Consider the following 16,438-nt stretch of genomic DNA (forward strand, 5'->3'; position numbering starts at 1 on the left):
CTTTTCTATGATAAATAAAGAAGGTGAAAAACGTGAGATTAGATAAATTATTAGCAAATATGGGATATGGAAGTAGAAAAGAAGTAAAGAAATTATTGAAAGATGGCGTTGTGAAAATTGATGGAACGCCAGTAAAAGATGCGAAAGTTCATGTAAATGTAGAAGAGCAAGAAGTTATGATTCACGGTGAAGTTGTGGAATACAAAGAATTTGTTTACTTAATGATGCATAAACCACAAGGTGTTATTTCAGCGACGGAAGATGATAATCATGAAACAGTAATAGATTTATTAGAATTAGAAGATGCAATCTTTGATCCGTTCCCAGTTGGACGACTTGATATCGATACGGAAGGTTTCTTATTGATAACAAATGATGGGAAGTTATCACATCAATTATTATCTCCGAAAAAGCATGTGCCGAAAAAATATTATGCACACGTTGCAGGAGTAGTAACAGAAGAGGATGTAAAAGAGTTTGCTAAAGGTGTTATTTTAGATGATGGCTATGAAACAAAGCCAGGTGCACTTACAATATTGAAAAGCGATGATATTTCTGAAATTGAGCTTGTGATTACGGAAGGGAAATTCCATCAAGTGAAGCGTATGTTTGAAGCGGTAGGGAAAAAAGTAGTCTACCTAAAGAGAACAGAGATGGGTCCGTTAGTATTAGATGAAGAACTAGAACTTGGACAATACCGAGAGCTAACAGATGAAGAAGTAGAAATGTTAAAAACATATCAAGTAGATACTGAAAAGTAGTACCTTTATAGGCGCAGAAAAGACCCCTTTCTAATTATTAGAAAGGGGTATGTATTTATTTACATACAATTATTTTTCATTATGAGGTCATTCTCACTTTCTTTCCTGTTGTTGTCCACTTACCGCGGCAAGGGCTATACACGAGTTCATTAAACTGCAACACATTTAGATCACGTTGTATCGTTCGCGGTGTGATCCCGAACTCATCTACAAGGTCTTTCGTCGTTACCGTTCCGTTTTCATTGATGTACATATAAATTGATTTAATGCGTGTTAGCATACGAGTAGTTGTAGGTTTCAAGAGAAAACCACTCCTCTACTAGTTTTTTTGACCCCATTCAGGAAAGAAGGTCGTTACTACCATTGTACTCTACATGATAAAATTCATGCTTTAATCTACTTAAATTTTACAGAAATTTAACAAATATTCATATAGAAAAATATTGGTAGTTGACATTGTATATATGGTCAGTCAACTAACACATAAAATTCTACGTAAAACGCCAAATTCCTGCAAATTTTTTTGAAAAAATAAAAGAAAAACTAATAAGAAATATCTGAAATATTACAATTGTTCGGTATTTAGTTTTCGTGTATGGCATAAGAGATTTCGGTTTGTTATGATGAAAGAAACAATATAGTGAAGGATGGATGCGTGATGTCAGCAATTAATTGGACAGAAGAAGTTGCGAAACGAAAAGATGATTTAATTCGTGATACACAACAATTTTTACAAATTAAAAGTGTATGGGAAGAAGAATCGGCGAAAGAGGGCGCACCATTCGGTGAAGGTGTAGAAAAAGCTTTATCTTTCATGTTACATAAAGGAGAAACTGAAGGTTTTGCTTCTAAAAATTTAGAAGGATATGCAGGTCATCTTGAAATGGGACAAGGAGAAGAGTTAGTAGGTATTCTTTGTCACGTTGATGTTGTACCAGAAGGAGATGGCTGGACGACTCCTGCATATAGTGCGGATATTCGCGATGGAAAGATTTTTGCACGTGGTGCAATTGACGATAAAGGCCCAACGATGGCAGCATATTATGCGATGAAAATTGTGAAAGAATTAGGCTTACCTCTTTCCAAACGTGTTCGTATGATTATAGGAACAGATGAGGAAAGTAATTGGAAATGTGTAGATCACTACTTTAAAAATGAAGAAATGCCAACAATCGGTTTTGCACCAGATGCAGACTTTCCAATTATTAATGCAGAAAAAGGAATTTCTGACATACAAGTTGTGCAAAATGGTAGTGAAGAGAAAAAAGGTACATATGAACTTGTTTCATTTGATTCAGGGCGCCGTTTAAATATGGTTCCTGATTTTGCAGAAGCGGTTATAACAGGAGAAGATGTAAATGCACTTACAGTAGCATATGAAGAGTATTTACAAACTGCTAAAAAAATAGGGAAATCGACTATAGAAGGAAATGCAGTGACGTTGCAAATAGAAGGAATTTCAGCGCACGGATCTACTCCTGAAAAAGGAGAAAATGCAGGTTTATTATTAGCAAACTTCTTAACTACAGTTTCACTTGATGGAAAAGCAACTGCATTTGCGACATTTGCAACAGAAACATTTACTGGTGATATTTTTGGTGAAAAAGCTACTATTGCTTATAAAGATGAAATTAGCGGTCCGTTAACAGTGAATGTCGGTCGCATTTCTTATACGAAAGAAAACGGTGGTAACTTAGGGCTAAACGTACGTTACCCAGTTACAACTAACTTTGAAGAAACAATTGTGAAGTTGAAAGAATATGTTGGTACGCATGGTTTTGAAGTGGCTGACTATTCTAATTCTCGCCCACATCACGTCGATAAAGATCACGTATTAATCCGTACGTTACAACGTGTGTATGAAGAACAAACAGGTGAAAAAGCAGAACTATTAGCAATCGGCGGCGGTACTTATGCTCGTTCATTAAAAGCTGGTGTGGCATTTGGGCCGCTATTCCCTGGAAAAGAAGAACTTGCACATCAAAAAGATGAGTATATCGAAATTGAAGACTTATTAAAAGCAACAGCAATTTACGCGCAAGCAATTCATGAATTAGCGAAGTAATGGATATATAAATAATGTCCGCTCTCTATTTTGGAGAGCGGCTTCTTTTTACCTGAATGAGATAAGAAAGAAAAGCAACAATAGAAAGAAGGAGAAGATGTACATGGAACTGCATTATTTTGTCGCAATTACGTTACCGAATCATATAAAAGAAATGCTGTATAACTATAAAAAGGACATGCAAGAGGAATTACAATTTCGTTCATGGGTACATAAAGAAGACTATCATATTACCCTTTCATTTTTAGGGAGTGCAACGGAGGAACAATTAGAGGGAATAAAAAATGGATTACAAACAGTTGCAGAAACAAAAGAACTATCGTTCACGTTACAAGGTTTTTCAACGTTTGGTAGGGAAGATCAGCCCCGTATTTTTTGGGCGAAGGTAAGTGAGAATCACAATTTGTTTCAGTTGCAAAAGCAAGTACATGCCATTTGTGAAGAAAATGGATTTTCTCTAGAAATACGCCCGTATCACCCGCATATTACCGTTGCTCGTAAATGGATAGGAGAAGAAAAGTTTCGTTTAGAAAGTATAAAAGAAGTGCCTGAAATATCATTTCAAGCAGATACAATTACTTTATACGAATCCCACGTGAAAGAAACCCCGAAGTATAAATCGATTGCTGAAATAAAATTACAAAAATAGAATGTTGAAAACGTTTTTTATGCAGGTGAATATACTATAGAGAAGAATGGAGTTACTGTATAGAGTCTTGTTGATAAGAAAAGCCTTATCATTTGCAGCTCATTTTATCTCGCCTAATTGGTGAAGGCTAATAATAAGTGAGGATGGAAAAATTTTCTCGCTCATTAAAGTTTCACTTTATTTTAACTTTGAGAATGATGGTGATTTTTTTATGTTGAAAGTAAAACGTCCATTTGATGCCTATTTAGATGAAATGAATAAAATTACAATTTTGCTCCCACATGCGTATGGAACAAGTCGGACATTTCGTTTGCAAGAAGGAAGTAATGTGAAAGATTTACCGATTGCTCATACTATTGCGCTTCCAGATGCAACGAAGTATGAGTGCTTTATAGAAGAGCCGCTAGATGTGGGGAAGTATTATACAGTACGAGATGAACGGAATGAAGAAACTGATTTACAAATAGGTGCTGTTATTCGAACAAAAATTTTCGAGGAAAAGTATTATTACGAAGGTACAGATTTAGGTGCTGTGTATCAAAAACAAGAAACGACATTTAAAGTATGGGCCCCAACTGCAAGGCTTGCGAAAGTAAGAATTTATAAGAGTGATAAAGAATATACCGATCATGAAATGTACAGGGGAGAAAACGGAGTTTGGATTCAAACATTACAAGGTGATTTAGACGGAGCACGCTATACATTTCTTGTTTGTATTAATTTAATATGGAACGAAGCGGTGGATCCTTACGCAAAGTCAGTGACTGTAAATGGAAAGTATGGCATTGTTATCGATTTAGAAAAGACGACTGTAACGAAACGAGAGCAATTACCACCATTACAAGCAATGACAGATGCCATATTGTATGAGTTGCATATTCGTGATGCTACTATTCATCCGAACAGTGGAGTGAGTAAAAAAGGGACGTATAAAGGGCTAATGGAAGAAGGAACAACAGGACGAAATGGGACATTGACAGGTTTGTCTCATATAAAAGATTTAGGCGTTACGCATGTTGAATTATTGCCTTTATATTGTTTCGGTGGTGTGGATGAGGCGAATCCTTCTTCTGCCTATAATTGGGGGTACAATCCATTATATTACAATGCACCAACAGGATATTATGCTACAAACCCCTCTGATCCGTATAACAGGATAGTTGAGTGCAAACAACTAATTGAAACATTTCATGAACAAGGTATTAGGGTGATTATAGATGTTGTATATAATCATGTTTATGAAAGAGAGCTATCATCATTTGAGAAGCTTGTTCCAGGATACTATTTTCGTCATGGTGAAGATGGTATGCCTTCTAATGGGACGGGAGTCGGAAATGATATAGCATCTGAACGGAAAATGATGAGGAAATTCATTGTAGAGTCTATTTTATATTGGCTTACTGAATACAATGTCGATGGATTCCGATTCGATTTAATGGGAATTTTAGATGTTGATACAATGAATATGATAGAGAAAGAAGTGCGAAACATAAAACGAGATGCTTTGTTATTAGGAGAAGGATGGGATTTACAAACACCGCTTCCTCTTGAGGAAAAAGCAACGTTAAATAATGCGAAGAAAATGCCACATATCGCGCAGTTTAATGATCAATTTCGTGATGGGATAAAAGGGAGTACATTTCATATAAATAAGCGTGGTTTTGCATTTGGTGGGCATGTAGACTGTAATCATTTGCAGTATATTGCAGCAGGAAGTCTTTTAAGTATGAAAGAAACAGGGCTGTTTTTAGAGCCGGCGCAAAGCATTAACTATGTAGAATGTCATGATAATATGACGATGTGGGATAAACTAGTGCGCAGTAATGAAGAATCAGAAACGATTTTGAAAAAACGTCACCTATTAGCGAGCGCAATGGTTATTCTTTCACAAGGCATTCCTTTCTTACACGCAGGGCAAGAGTTTTATCGTACGAAGAAAGGAAATGAAAATAGTTATAATGCAAATGATGAGATCAATCAATTAGATTGGGATCAAAAAGAGAAAGAGATAGAAACCGTTAACTATATAAAAGGTTTAATTGCGATTCGTAAAGAGCATGGGGCATTCCGATTACAAAATGCAGACCTTATAAAAAAACATATGACTTTTTTACAAACATCTACAGAAGTACTTGCATATCACCTAGAGCATGCAGAATCGTTTGGGCCGTGGAAAGAGATTATCGTCTTATTTAATAGCGGTTTAGAAGCTAAAACTGTGCAACTTCCGAAAGAAGCAACGTGGCATGTGTTAGTAAACGAAAACGAAGCGAAAATAGAGCCAATTTCTTCATTTAGAGGAAAGGAACTTAGGCTCGCTCCAATTAGCACGTATATATTGACGATAATGTGACAAATCGCTACTTGACGATGAGAATGTAATAAATGTAGAATTGACAAAGGTGACGATTTTGATAAGTTGTCATTCTATGACAGGTTTTGTAAAATAAAATAGAGAATTTTTGGCTTAGGCTAATTTTTCTTTTCATTTACAGTAAAATATATGAATCCACAACATGTGTAGAAATGTTGCGGTTTTTCTTTTCATAACTATAAAAGATAAGGATTTGTTAACGGGTAATGAATATGGAATGGTTGGAACAATTATTAGGAAAAGAGTGGAGTCTTGTACCGGCTGGTGGAGTAACGGGCGATGCATATATTGCGCAAAACGGACAACAGAAGTTATTTTTAAAGCGGAATACATCGCCCTTTTTAGCGGTATTGTCAGCAGAAGGAATTGTTCCAAAATTACTTTGGACAAGAAGGGTAACGAATGGTGATGTAATTTCTGCTCAAAAATGGCTTCCGGGACAGAAGCTAGAGCCAGAGGATATGAAACTAGAACGTGTTGCGAAACTTTTGAAGAAAATACACTCCTCTAAAGCGCTTGTACAGATGATTCAAAGACTTGGGAAGCAGCCGCTTCACGCACAAGAGTTATTACAACAACTGCAACTCGTTTTAAGAGGAGATATAAGGGATGATGAAACAATTCAGCAAGGCCTTCAATATTTAATGGATTCATTAAAAGCTATTGAATACAATGAATTCGTTGTATGCCATTGTGATGTAAACCATAACAACTGGCTATTGTCGGATGAAGATGAATTGTTTTTAATTGATTGGGATGGAGCTGTAATTGCTGACCCAGCTCTAGACCTCGGTATGTTATTATATTGGTACATTCCGCGCCAGGAGTGGAGTGAGTGGCTCGGTTATTATGATATTGAAATGGATGAATCGCTGCTTAGGCGTATGAGATGGTATGTGATAGCACAAACGATTTTGTCTATTCAATGGCATACAACAAAAAAACAGCAAGCAGAAGCTGAATATTGGCATCAATATTTACAGCAACTACTTGCTTCAGAATAATACTTAAGAAAAATTGTCCATTCCAGCAATCCACTGAGTAAGTTGTTCTTGATTATTGGAAATATGGTTGTCCAAATTAGAGGAAGATTTACCCGATTGACTATAAGAATATACATCGTTTAGCATTGTTTTAGCGTCACTACTTATATTATCGTTTGCGAGTAATGATTGAATGAGGCGCTCTAATTGCTCGCATTCTGAAACTGTCCCGCAGCAATCACTTTGGTGGTTTACTAAAATATCTTTCAGCACTTCTAATTGATGTTGTTGATTAATTGGCATGAACGGATCATCCTTTCGATTGTTTTTCTCTTCAAATGTAAGAGAAAAAGCTGTTTCGTCATGGAATGTTTAATGCTGTATGTAGTTTTTATCAAAATGGTACATCTTATACTTGAAAGAAACGGACCGAGTGCTCGTACGTACTTGGTTTTTTGTTTGGTAGATTGATTAAAAAAGAAAGAAGGAATTATTCCTTTAAAATAGCTATGTAAAGAGAGGGAAACATCTATGCGTTTAAGACATAAACCGTATGCAATGGATCGAATTAATGAATATTCACATATCGTAATCGGAAACCCAGAGGAGCGCGCTGGTAGCTGGAAAGAAGTATTTGGAAACGAACAACCAATTCACATTGAAGTAGGTACAGGTCGTGGCCGCTTCATGTATGATATGGCAAAAGCGAATCCACATATTAATTATATTGGAATTGAAAAATTCACAAGTGTTGTTGTAGATGCACTTGATAAATTAATTGAAGAAGAATTACCAAACTTAAAGTTAATTAATAAAGATGCTGAAGATTTAACAGTTTTCTTTGCGAAAGGTGAAATTGATCGCGTTTATTTAAACTTCTCAGATCCATGGCCAAAGAAACGTCATACGAAGCGTCGTTTAACGTATAAAACATTTTTACGTAATTACGAAGAAGTGTTAGTAGAAGGCGGAGAAATTCATTTCAAAACAGATAACCAAGGTCTATTTGAATATTCTCTTATGAGTATGGCTGAGTATGGTATGTTACTAACGTACTTAAGCTTAGATCTTCATAACAGCGACTTTGAAGGTAACATCATGACTGAATACGAAGAGAAATTCTCTAGTAAAGGTCATCGTATTTACCGAGTTGAAGCAAAATATCGTACAGAGCCTATGCAGTAATGCATAGGTTTTTTTACATCTAAAATAATCAGAATTTTATGTTAAGATTAATTGAAAGGGGGATGTGTAATGGAACAGTTACAAATTGGAGATATAAAAGTAACGTGGTTAAAAGGCGGGAATACACATTTAGACGGGGGAGCGATGTTTGGTGTTGTGCCGAAAGTACTTTGGTCACGTAAGTATAAACATAATGATACAAATCATATTTATTTACGAACAGATCCGTTACTTTTGCAAACGAAAGACGGAAATATGCTCATTGATTCCGGAATAGGAAACGGTAAATTGAATGAGAAGATGAAGCGGAATCAAGGTGTAACAGAAGAATCATCGGTTTATGAATCATTAGAAAAACTAGGATTAAAGCCAGAAGATATTCACTATGTTTTAATGACGCACCTTCATTTTGATCATGCATCTGGTTTAACAAAATGGGAAGATGATCACCTTGTACCAGCGTTTCCGAACGCGAAAGTTTACGTAAGTGAAACAGAGTGGAATGAAATGAGGAACCCAAATATTAGATCCCGTAATACATATTGGAAGGAAAATTGGGAGCCGATTGTAGATCAAGTTGTTACGTTCCAGCAAGAAATAGAAATTACAGATGAAATAAAAATGGTGCATACAGGTGGTCATAGTGATGGACATGCAGTTATTGCTTTAGAAAGCCATGGGGAAACGATGCTTCATTTAGCAGACCTATTACCGACGCACGCACATCAAAATGTATTATGGGTAATGGCATACGACGATTATCCGATGACCTCGATTGAAAATAAACAAAAGTGGATGAAGTATGGTGCTGAAAAAGAGGCATGGTTTACGTTTTACCATGACGCATATTATCGCGCTGTGAAGTGGAATGAGGAAGGGCATATCGTAGAAAAAGTAGAACGGAAAACGAGTATAGAAGCATAAAAATAGGAGGTTGTTCCATCATATTTATTGGAGCAGCCTCTTTTTTATTGTCGGGTTTTGTCGGTAAGTCGATATATTTAAACAAACGCTGATATAAATTGAGTTGCGCCGATATAATTGGGAAATCGCTGATATAAATTGAGTTGCGCCGATATAATTGGGAAATCGCTGATATAAATTGAGTTGCGCCGATATATTCGGAAAATCGCTGATATAATTTTAATCAATACCCGCAATTTCAAAAAAATAAGAGGTTCACCTAATGGGAACCCTCCTTTTTATGCTGCTATAACCTCTAAAACAGTACCTGTTTTAGCATCAACTAAAAATTCAAATCGTTCTTGTATATCATTTAACATTGTTGTAAGACCGCCGCGATAAACTTCATATGCGACATCATATTTTTCAAATGTCTCTGGAACCATATGTACCCAAGAGCCAGTAATTTCACCTTTATGACTTAATGCTTGTTTCACCATTTTCAATGCTTTTTCTGAAGAAATATGGGATTGTTCTTGTACTTTGTTTGCAACGAGATAACCAGCTGCGAACCCAACGCCAAGACCTGCTACTAAACCTTTCCAGCTCATATATTCACCTCAATTCTATAAAATAAAAATAGTGTACCGATAATAATTATAAAGCAAATACAGCCAAAAAAGAAGAAACTAGAAACATTTCGAAAATTTCGTTACAATAAAAGAGGTATTCTACTAAGGTTTGAAAGAAGGGGACTTCGTGAATAAAGAGACATTACAATTATTTCGTACGTTAACAGAATTACAAGGTGCATCAGGTTTTGAACATGATGTACGCCGTTTTATGAAACAAGAATTAAGCAAATATGCGGATGAAATTGTACAAGACGGTTTAGGTAGCGTATTTGGTCTGAAAAAAGGGGACGAAACTGGCCCGCGTGTTCTTGTAGCAGGTCATATGGATGAAGTAGGTTTCATGGTTACGCAAATTACGAAAAACGGAATGCTTCGTTTTCAAACGTTAGGCGGCTGGTGGAGCCAAGTTTTATTAGCACAGCGTGTACAAGTTATGACGAAGAATGGTCCTGTTATTGGGGTTGTTGGTTCTATTCCTCCTCATTTATTAAGTGACGCGCAACGTGCAAAACCGATGGATATAAAAAATATGTTAATTGATATAGGTGCAGATAGTTATGAAGATGCGATTGAAATTGGTGTAAAACCAGGACAACAAATCGTGCCGATTTGCCCATTCACACCGATGGCAAATGAGAAGAAAATTATGGCGAAAGCTTGGGACAACCGTTACGGATGTGGTCTTGCAATCGAATTGTTAAAAGAATTAAAAGATGAAACATTACCAAATACATTATATTCTGGTGCTACTGTACAAGAAGAAGTAGGCCTCCGCGGAGCGCAAACAGCTGCAAATATGATTCAACCAGACATTTTCTATGCGCTTGATGCAAGTCCAGCAAACGATGCATCTGGTGACAAAACACAGTTCGGTCAATTAGGAAAAGGTGCTCTTCTTCGTATTTACGATCGCACGATGGTAACACATAGAGGAATACGCGAATTCATTTTAGATACAGCAGAAACAAACAACATTCCGTACCAATACTTTATTTCACAAGGTGGTACAGATGCGGGCCGTGTACATACAAGTAACTCTGGTATCCCATCAGCAGTAATTGGTGTTTGTGCACGCTACGTTCATACACATGCTTCAATTTTACATGTTGATGATTATGCAGCGGCGAAAGAATTAATTACGAAGCTTGTAAGAACAACAGATAAAACGACGTTAGAGACAATTAAGAATAACGCGTAGAGAAGAAGGGCGAAAAACCCTTCTTTTTTTAGGTTGAATAGATGACCCAGCGATGAGTGGTGGCGGTTAGTGCCTAATGGGTGCTCGAATGATGTATTAAGACCGCGGGTAGGAAGAAAGAAGAAGCCTGTTTTTGTGTTTAGGACCAGTAATATTGTAGAAAGCGACCTTCTTTTATGGGGAGAAGGAATTCCCTGATGGTGTGTGGTAGTGGTTAGTACTTAATTTGTGCCGAAGCGGATATTAGAATAGAATGATGAATTTTTATAGAGGTGAACGAAATGAAAGTAGTAGTTGGATCGAAGAATAAAACGAAGGTTGGCGCTGTGGAGAAGGTTTGGAAAGATGCTGAAATTACATCTCTTTCTGTTCCGTCAGGAGTATCAGCTCAGCCTTTCTCAGATGAAGAGACGATGCAAGGAGCGATCAATAGAGCGAAGCGAGCGCTAGAGGACGGAGAAGCTCCAATTGGGATTGGGCTAGAAGGCGGCGTAATGAAAACGGAGCACGGTTTATTTATGTGTAACTGGGGCGCGCTAGCAACAAGTGATGGGAAAGTATTTGTGGCCGGAGGAGCGCGTATTACGTTACCAGACGATTTTTTAGCACCTCTTGAAGATGGTAAGGAATTAAGTGAAGTGATGGAAGAGTTTGTGCAGCGAAAAGATATTCGTAGTCACGAAGGTGCGATCGGTATTTTTACAGATGATTATGTCGACCGTACGGAATTATTTGTACACGTTGTTAAGTTGTTAGTTGGGCAATATAAGTATGACAAAAAGCAAGCATAAACCTTGCACCGTGCGCGATGTATGGTAGTATAAAAGAAAGATTATAACATGAAAAATGTACCCGTTAGAGGAGGAAATATAGATGAAGTCATTAGAAAGCATGGAGCAATTCCAACAGTTAAAAAATGAAGAGAATGTAGTCTTTATGTTCTCAGCAGAATGGTGCCCAGACTGCCGCTTTGTAGACCCATTTATGCCAGAAGTAGAAGAGAAATATAGTGATTTCTCATTTTACTATGTAGATCGAGATGAGTTTATTGATCTATGCGTAAAATTAGACGTATTTGGCATTCCGAGCTTTGTAGCGTACAATAAAGGTGAAGAAACTGGTCGCTATGTAAACAAAGATCGTAAAACACAAGAACAAATCGAAGAGTTCATTGAAGGTTTAAAATAAGGCAATTTGCCAATTGAATTGTAAAACAACCTCTACCTTCGCGGGGGAGGTTATTTTTTTGGAAGGGAGGAAAAAGAGATGAAGATGACAAGTAAAAAGATGAAAGATGAGTTAATAAAGAAATTATCTCGCCCAGAATGGGACTTTCAGTATGATAGTGAGAAAGAAGTTTTACGTATTGAACAAAAAGACTCCAAAAAAGGTATTAACGTATCGCTTCCAGGAGTTGTGGCAAAATGGGAAGTGAACAAAGAAAAGGCAATTGAAGAAGTTGCTTATTACGTACAAGAAGCGCTAATTGCGATGCATAAAGAAGAAAATAGCGGAGCGAAAATTTTACCTGTTATTCGCTCTACTTCTTTCCCGAAACAAGCAGAAGAAGGAAATCCGTTTATTATGACGGATCATACGGCGGAAACACGTATTTACTATGCGTTAGATTCGAATAAAACGTATCGACTAATTGACGAGCGTCTATTACAAAAATTAGAACTTACAGAACAGCAAGTGCGTGAAATGGCATTATTCAACGCACGCTCATTAGGTTATGAATTTAAACAAGACACAGTAGCGGGGAATACATTCTACTTTTTAAACACAAATGATGGGTATGACGCGACTCGTATTTTAAACGAATCGTTACTACAATCGATGCGTGAAAAGATTTCTGGTGACATGGTTGTTGCTGTTCCTCACCAAGATGTATTAATTATTGCTGATATCGTCAACGAAATCGGTTATGATATTATTGCACAAATGACAATGAAATTTTTTGCCGAAGGGCATGTTCCGATTACATCACTTTCATTCGTATATGAAGATGGAGAATTTGAACCAATCTTTATTTTAGCGAAAAATCGGAAGAAGACAGATGGAAAAGAGAAAGGATGAACGAAGTGAACGTTTTTTACAACCTTGAAGGAATTGGTGACACTTTAATTGTTGCCTTACAAGATATTACTTTAGAGAACCGTACTTTTGATCGCAAAGGAGATGTTGCACGCGTATACGATCGTGAAAGCAACGAGACAGCAGGATTCAACATCTTTAATGCATCTTCTTACTTAGAAGTAAAAGAAACAGGCAACCTTACATTAACGAAAGAGCTTGTAGAGAAAATCAACGAAATTTTAGCGAAGAATGGTTTTGAAGAAACAGTAGAAGCAGATCTTTCTCCGAAATTTGTTGTAGGCTATGTAGCTGAAAAAGAAAAACATCCAAATGCTGATAAGTTAAACATCTGTAAAGTAGAAATCGGTACAGAAACATTACAAATCGTATGTGGTGCACCAAACGTTGATGCAGGACAAAAAGTTGTCGTTGCAAAAATCGGCGCTGTAATGCCAAGCGGTATGTTAATCAAGCCAGCTGAGCTTCGCGGTGTTCCTTCTTCTGGAATGATCTGCTCTGCACGTGAATTAGAGCTTCCAGATGCTCCACAAGAAAAAGGTATTCTTGTATTAGAAGATAGCTTTGAAGTTGGACAAGAGTTTAAATTTTAATTGATATAAGAAAAGAGAGGTTGTCCTTTTGGATAGCCTCTCTTTTTTTGTCATTCTTTGTCGGTAAATCGAAATTTCGTGTTAAATCGTTGATATATTGAGAGTAGTGATAGATATATTCAAAAAATCGTTAATATGATAAGGATGTCACCTTTTTTCTTAAAATCTATATTGTATTTTATAAACAAACTAGTTAAAATTTAGAAAAATAGAAGGGGATAGAAGTATGAAACAACAACCAAAAATCGCAGAACTTCTAAAACGAATTGAAACTTCAAAACAGCAAGATGTTGAGCTAGGTACTTATGAAATATATTTGTTTAGTGAAAATGAATTAGAAAAAGGACAAATCGGTTATCGATATGATAAACATAAAAATTCATTAATAAGTGAAGAACACGGAAAATGGAAAGAAGAATGGATTACAATTGGATATGAAACGGATATGGGCGATCCAGTTTTCGTAAATATAGATGATGACGCTTATCCGCTTTATACTGCAGAACGTGGTACAGAAAAATGGCAGCCAGTTTATATTGGAAATATAGATGAGATTATAGGGCGATTATAAGAAAAACTTTGAATCCGGTGCAAAGTGATGGGGGAGAAGTATGAAGTATATAAAAATAATGAGCATGATTGCATTCATTGGAATATATATGGCCGGTTGTTCACAAGAGCAGCCGAAAAAAGAAACTACATCTTCTATACAAGAGAAAAACAAAGATACCAAAGAAGACGCACCGGTAGAAAAGAAGCAAGAACAAGAAAAGAACGAAGAATCGCAAGCAATTCAAACGAATGACCAAGTAGAACATAAGCAAGAGGAAGTATCATCTGATGAAAAGAAAGAAGAAACTACGCCAGTGCAGCCGACTGAGCAACCAGTGCAAAATAATGAACAAAAAATAGAGAGTAATGAAAAACAAGAGAAGTTTCTCGTCGTTATTGATCCAGGGCATCAACAAAAAGCGAATTTAAATTTAGAGCCGATTGGACCAGGGGCAACAACGCAAAAATATAAAGTGACAGACGGTACAACAGGTGTTGTGACGAAAAAGAGAGAGGCTGTACTTGTATTAGAAATGGCTTTTTTATTAAAAGAAAAGCTTGAAGCAAAAGGGATACAAGTATTAATGACGAGAACATCACAAGACGTTGATATAAGTAATAAAGAAAGGGCGACATTCGCAAATAATCATAAGGCTAATTTATTTTTACGTCTTCATGCAGATGGTTCTGAAAATCCAAACGAAAGTGGATTCGCTGTATTGACGCCGGCAGAAAGAAGTCCGTATACGAAAGAGATTTATGCGGAAAGTCTTCAAATCTCTCAAATGATTGTAAATAAAATGAGGGAGAACCAGCAAGTAAAAGTAAATGGAATTAAATTTCGGGATGATCTTTCTGGATTTAATTGGGCAAAGGTTCCTGGTGTGTTATTAGAACTTGGGTTTATGTCAAACCATGAAGAAGATAAAAAATTATCTGACCCGCAATATGTAAATTCTTTATTGCAAAGTGTAACGGATAGCATAGATGCATATCAGAAGAGTAAAGCTTAAGCGCAGTCTTATATGAAAGGCTGCGTTTTTTCATATGAAACACTCGTAAATTAGAATATTGTGGATAAATATGACATGCTTAATTTTACCTGCACTTTTTGCCGAATGCTGATACAATAAAGGATGTTACTATTTAGTAGAAAGAGTGGTAAGCATGTTAGATTGGATGAAAAAGCTGTTTAACAAAGAGGAAGAACAAACAGCGATGAATAAAGAAGTACCAAAGCAAATTGAAAGTCAGCCGAAAATTCCTCGTGTAAACCACTACACTGAAGCAAGAGAAGCACAAATGGCAAGTAGGAATGCAGGTAAATGCCGTTTTCCTTTAGTACCGGATAATGGGTTCGATGAAGAGGATGAAAGCGAAGTAAATCGCTTCGAAGAACAACCTGTTCAAGGAGTAACATATGAAGAACCGACTGCCCAAAGAGGAATAAAGGTGGAAAGAAGCAGACGACCGTATGTGGAAAAGGTAGTTTCTACATATGAAGAGCCGGAAGTGCAATATGAACCGGTGCGGGAGTCTGTCGTTAAAAAGGCATCTGTACCTTCGCAAGAGAGTAACCGTAGACCATTTCGTCCAACAGAAATGATTTCGCCAATTTATGGATATAATCGTCCTTCAGTAGAGAAAAAGGAAGAAAAGCAGGAGGAAGTAAAGGAAAGAGAAGACCTTGAAATATCTGTAGAGGGTAAATCAGTCGTTGATGCATGGTTAGAGAAAAAAGGATATACATTATCTGATTTCTCAGAAGGACAAGCACCAACTTCTTCTAGTCATAGAGCTGCTAACCAGCAAGGGGAGCAACAATATGAAGAGAATAAAAAGGAAGAAAAGTCAGTAGTTGATCAATGGCTAGAGAAAAACGGTTATGAAATTGAACGCCAAGTGCCTTTAGTAGAAGAAAAAGAAGTGATTCAAGAAATGAGTACACCGCAGGAAGTTTCAGCGGATGAATTACTTCATAAAACAGTAGCTGAGCAGATGGAAAGTGCTAAGCTAGAAAAAGATGTAGTGGTGTTAAACGAAAACAATCTACAAGAAGAATTAGTAGCTTCTAAAGTAGAGCACGAGGATACAATATTATCAGAAGAAATTAAACGTAATACAGAAATAAAACAACCTACTATTGAAGTAGAAAAGCAAGCTCCAGAAGAATCAGTGATTGTCAAAGCAGAAGAAAAACTTGAAGAAACAATCATTGTGGAAATACTAGAAGAAGTGTCAAAAGTAGAAGTAATTGCAGAAGCGGAAGAGTCAGAAGAAGTAGAAGTAATTACAGAAACAGAAGAGCTAGAAGAAGCTGAAGTAATTGCGGAAGCAGAAGAGTCAGAAGAAGTGGAAGTAATTGCAGAAGCGGAAGAGTCAGAAGAAGTAGAAGTAATTACAGAAACAGAAGAGCTAGAAGAAGTAGAAGTAATTGCGGAAA

The 16,438-nt window shown here is 36.7% G+C and carries 17 protein-coding genes and 1 pseudogene; 15 read left to right on the plus strand and 3 right to left on the minus strand.

The window, feature by feature from the left end:
- Positions 1-32 precede the first annotated feature (32 nt).
- Positions 33-761 carry a pseudouridine synthase gene (locus ACQGSG_RS03875; protein WP_001234947.1) on the plus strand — a complete coding sequence of 243 codons (729 nt, stop codon included), beginning with the start codon at positions 33-35 and terminating at the stop codon, positions 759-761.
- 79 nt (positions 762-840) lie between these two features.
- On the opposite strand, the gene ACQGSG_RS03880 is transcribed toward ACQGSG_RS03875, so the two are convergent.
- The gene (locus ACQGSG_RS03880; RefSeq protein WP_000805512.1) at positions 841-1,062 is read right to left on the minus strand and encodes a DeoR family transcriptional regulator; all 222 of its coding nucleotides are present in this window, start codon (positions 1,060-1,062) and stop codon (positions 841-843) included.
- A gap of 357 nt (positions 1,063-1,419) precedes the next feature.
- Between ACQGSG_RS03880 and pepV the strand changes: the two genes are divergently transcribed.
- From pepV to ACQGSG_RS03900, 4 genes are all read left to right on the plus strand, one after another.
- Positions 1,420-2,826 (plus strand): dipeptidase PepV, encoded by a 1,407-nt coding sequence (pepV, locus tag ACQGSG_RS03885; protein ID WP_001274251.1) that lies wholly within the window; start codon positions 1,420-1,422, stop codon positions 2,824-2,826.
- Between the two features lie 103 nt (positions 2,827-2,929).
- Positions 2,930-3,475, plus strand: coding sequence for an RNA 2',3'-cyclic phosphodiesterase (gene thpR, locus ACQGSG_RS03890; protein WP_098005614.1), 546 nt, complete (start codon positions 2,930-2,932; stop codon positions 3,473-3,475).
- A gap of 211 nt (positions 3,476-3,686) precedes the next feature.
- On the plus strand, positions 3,687-5,828 hold the full coding sequence (gene pulA / locus ACQGSG_RS03895) for a type I pullulanase (RefSeq protein ID WP_000921746.1): 2,142 nt from the start codon (positions 3,687-3,689) through the stop codon (positions 5,826-5,828).
- 227 nt (positions 5,829-6,055) lie between these two features.
- Positions 6,056-6,853: a phosphotransferase family protein gene (locus tag ACQGSG_RS03900; protein ID WP_001986674.1), complete on the plus strand. Its 798-nt coding sequence runs from the start codon at positions 6,056-6,058 to the stop codon at positions 6,851-6,853.
- Positions 6,854-6,856: 3 nt separating this feature from the next.
- Here the strand turns inward: ACQGSG_RS03900 and ACQGSG_RS03905 are convergent, their stop codons facing one another.
- Complete coding sequence (locus ACQGSG_RS03905; protein ID WP_001122235.1) at positions 6,857-7,135, minus strand: YtzH-like family protein; 279 nt, start codon at positions 7,133-7,135, stop codon at positions 6,857-6,859.
- Positions 7,136-7,363: 228 nt separating this feature from the next.
- Here ACQGSG_RS03905 and trmB point away from each other — a divergent pair, with 228 nt between their 5' ends.
- Positions 7,364-8,017, plus strand: coding sequence for a tRNA (guanosine(46)-N7)-methyltransferase TrmB (gene trmB / locus ACQGSG_RS03910; RefSeq protein ID WP_001239385.1), 654 nt, complete (start codon positions 7,364-7,366; stop codon positions 8,015-8,017).
- Positions 8,018-8,086: 69 nt separating this feature from the next.
- On the plus strand, positions 8,087-8,941 hold the full coding sequence (locus ACQGSG_RS03915; protein ID WP_325842432.1) for a YtnP family quorum-quenching lactonase: 855 nt from the start codon (positions 8,087-8,089) through the stop codon (positions 8,939-8,941).
- Between the two features lie 278 nt (positions 8,942-9,219).
- Here ACQGSG_RS03915 and ACQGSG_RS03920 read toward each other — a convergent pair whose 3' ends face one another.
- Entirely contained in the window at positions 9,220-9,531 is a 312-nt protein-coding gene (locus ACQGSG_RS03920) for a PepSY domain-containing protein (protein ID WP_000118543.1), read from the minus strand.
- 148 nt (positions 9,532-9,679) lie between these two features.
- Between ACQGSG_RS03920 and ACQGSG_RS03925 the strand changes: the two genes are divergently transcribed.
- The 8 genes and pseudogenes from ACQGSG_RS03925 to ACQGSG_RS03960 all read left to right on the plus strand — a co-directional run.
- Entirely contained in the window at positions 9,680-10,753 is a 1,074-nt protein-coding gene (locus tag ACQGSG_RS03925; protein ID WP_001031514.1) for a M42 family metallopeptidase, read from the plus strand.
- A 281-nt stretch (positions 10,754-11,034) separates the two neighbouring features.
- A complete protein-coding gene (locus ACQGSG_RS03930) occupies positions 11,035-11,544 on the plus strand; it encodes a DUF84 family protein (RefSeq protein ID WP_000869937.1) in 510 nt (169 codons plus the stop codon).
- Positions 11,545-11,626: 82 nt separating this feature from the next.
- Complete coding sequence (locus ACQGSG_RS03935; RefSeq protein WP_000838193.1) at positions 11,627-11,941, plus strand: thioredoxin family protein; 315 nt, start codon at positions 11,627-11,629, stop codon at positions 11,939-11,941.
- Positions 11,942-12,019: 78 nt separating this feature from the next.
- Positions 12,020-12,832: a DUF1444 domain-containing protein gene (locus ACQGSG_RS03940; RefSeq protein WP_000784588.1), complete on the plus strand. Its 813-nt coding sequence runs from the start codon at positions 12,020-12,022 to the stop codon at positions 12,830-12,832.
- Complete coding sequence (ytpR, locus tag ACQGSG_RS03945; protein ID WP_001006761.1) at positions 12,829-13,443, plus strand: YtpR family tRNA-binding protein; 615 nt, start codon at positions 12,829-12,831, stop codon at positions 13,441-13,443. The genes ACQGSG_RS03940 and ytpR overlap by 4 nt, the downstream gene beginning before the upstream one ends.
- Positions 13,444-13,669: 226 nt before the next feature.
- Positions 13,670-14,014, plus strand: a complete 345-nt coding sequence (locus tag ACQGSG_RS03950; protein WP_098295422.1) for a thiamine transporter — start codon at positions 13,670-13,672, stop codon at positions 14,012-14,014.
- A 40-nt stretch (positions 14,015-14,054) separates the two neighbouring features.
- On the plus strand, positions 14,055-15,008 hold the full coding sequence (locus tag ACQGSG_RS03955) for an N-acetylmuramoyl-L-alanine amidase (protein ID WP_325842431.1): 954 nt from the start codon (positions 14,055-14,057) through the stop codon (positions 15,006-15,008).
- A 154-nt stretch (positions 15,009-15,162) separates the two neighbouring features.
- A pseudogene (locus ACQGSG_RS03960) lies at positions 15,163-16,438 on the plus strand (DNA translocase FtsK); the annotation flags it as partial.

The sequence above is a fragment of the Bacillus sp. GMa5/1 genome, assembly GCF_050172015.1.
Classification (GTDB): domain Bacteria; phylum Bacillota; class Bacilli; order Bacillales; family Bacillaceae_G; genus Bacillus_A; species Bacillus_A cereus.

What these genes read in the sequence shown, in the direction of transcription:
- ACQGSG_RS03900 (WP_001986674.1), top strand. Translation starts at nt 6,056, where the DNA reads ATGAATATGGAATGGTTGGAACAATTATTAGGAAAAGAGTGGAGTCTT.
- ACQGSG_RS03930 (WP_000869937.1), top strand. Translation starts at nt 11,035, where the DNA reads ATGAAAGTAGTAGTTGGATCGAAGAATAAAACGAAGGTTGGCGCTGTG.
- ACQGSG_RS03950 (WP_098295422.1), top strand. Translation starts at nt 13,670, where the DNA reads ATGAAACAACAACCAAAAATCGCAGAACTTCTAAAACGAATTGAAACT.
- pulA (WP_000921746.1), top strand. Translation starts at nt 3,687, where the DNA reads ATGTTGAAAGTAAAACGTCCATTTGATGCCTATTTAGATGAAATGAAT.
- ACQGSG_RS03915 (WP_325842432.1), top strand. Translation starts at nt 8,087, where the DNA reads ATGGAACAGTTACAAATTGGAGATATAAAAGTAACGTGGTTAAAAGGC.
- trmB (WP_001239385.1), top strand. Translation starts at nt 7,364, where the DNA reads ATGCGTTTAAGACATAAACCGTATGCAATGGATCGAATTAATGAATAT.
- ACQGSG_RS03955 (WP_325842431.1), top strand. Translation starts at nt 14,055, where the DNA reads ATGAAGTATATAAAAATAATGAGCATGATTGCATTCATTGGAATATAT.
- ACQGSG_RS03940 (WP_000784588.1), top strand. Translation starts at nt 12,020, where the DNA reads ATGAAGATGACAAGTAAAAAGATGAAAGATGAGTTAATAAAGAAATTA.
- ACQGSG_RS03920 (WP_000118543.1), bottom strand. Translation starts at nt 9,531, where the DNA reads ATGAGCTGGAAAGGTTTAGTAGCAGGTCTTGGCGTTGGGTTCGCAGCT.
- ACQGSG_RS03905 (WP_001122235.1), bottom strand. Translation starts at nt 7,135, where the DNA reads ATGCCAATTAATCAACAACATCAATTAGAAGTGCTGAAAGATATTTTA.
- thpR (WP_098005614.1), top strand. Translation starts at nt 2,930, where the DNA reads ATGGAACTGCATTATTTTGTCGCAATTACGTTACCGAATCATATAAAA.
- pepV (WP_001274251.1), top strand. Translation starts at nt 1,420, where the DNA reads ATGTCAGCAATTAATTGGACAGAAGAAGTTGCGAAACGAAAAGATGAT.
- ACQGSG_RS03935 (WP_000838193.1), top strand. Translation starts at nt 11,627, where the DNA reads ATGAAGTCATTAGAAAGCATGGAGCAATTCCAACAGTTAAAAAATGAA.
- ytpR (WP_001006761.1), top strand. Translation starts at nt 12,829, where the DNA reads ATGAACGAAGTGAACGTTTTTTACAACCTTGAAGGAATTGGTGACACT.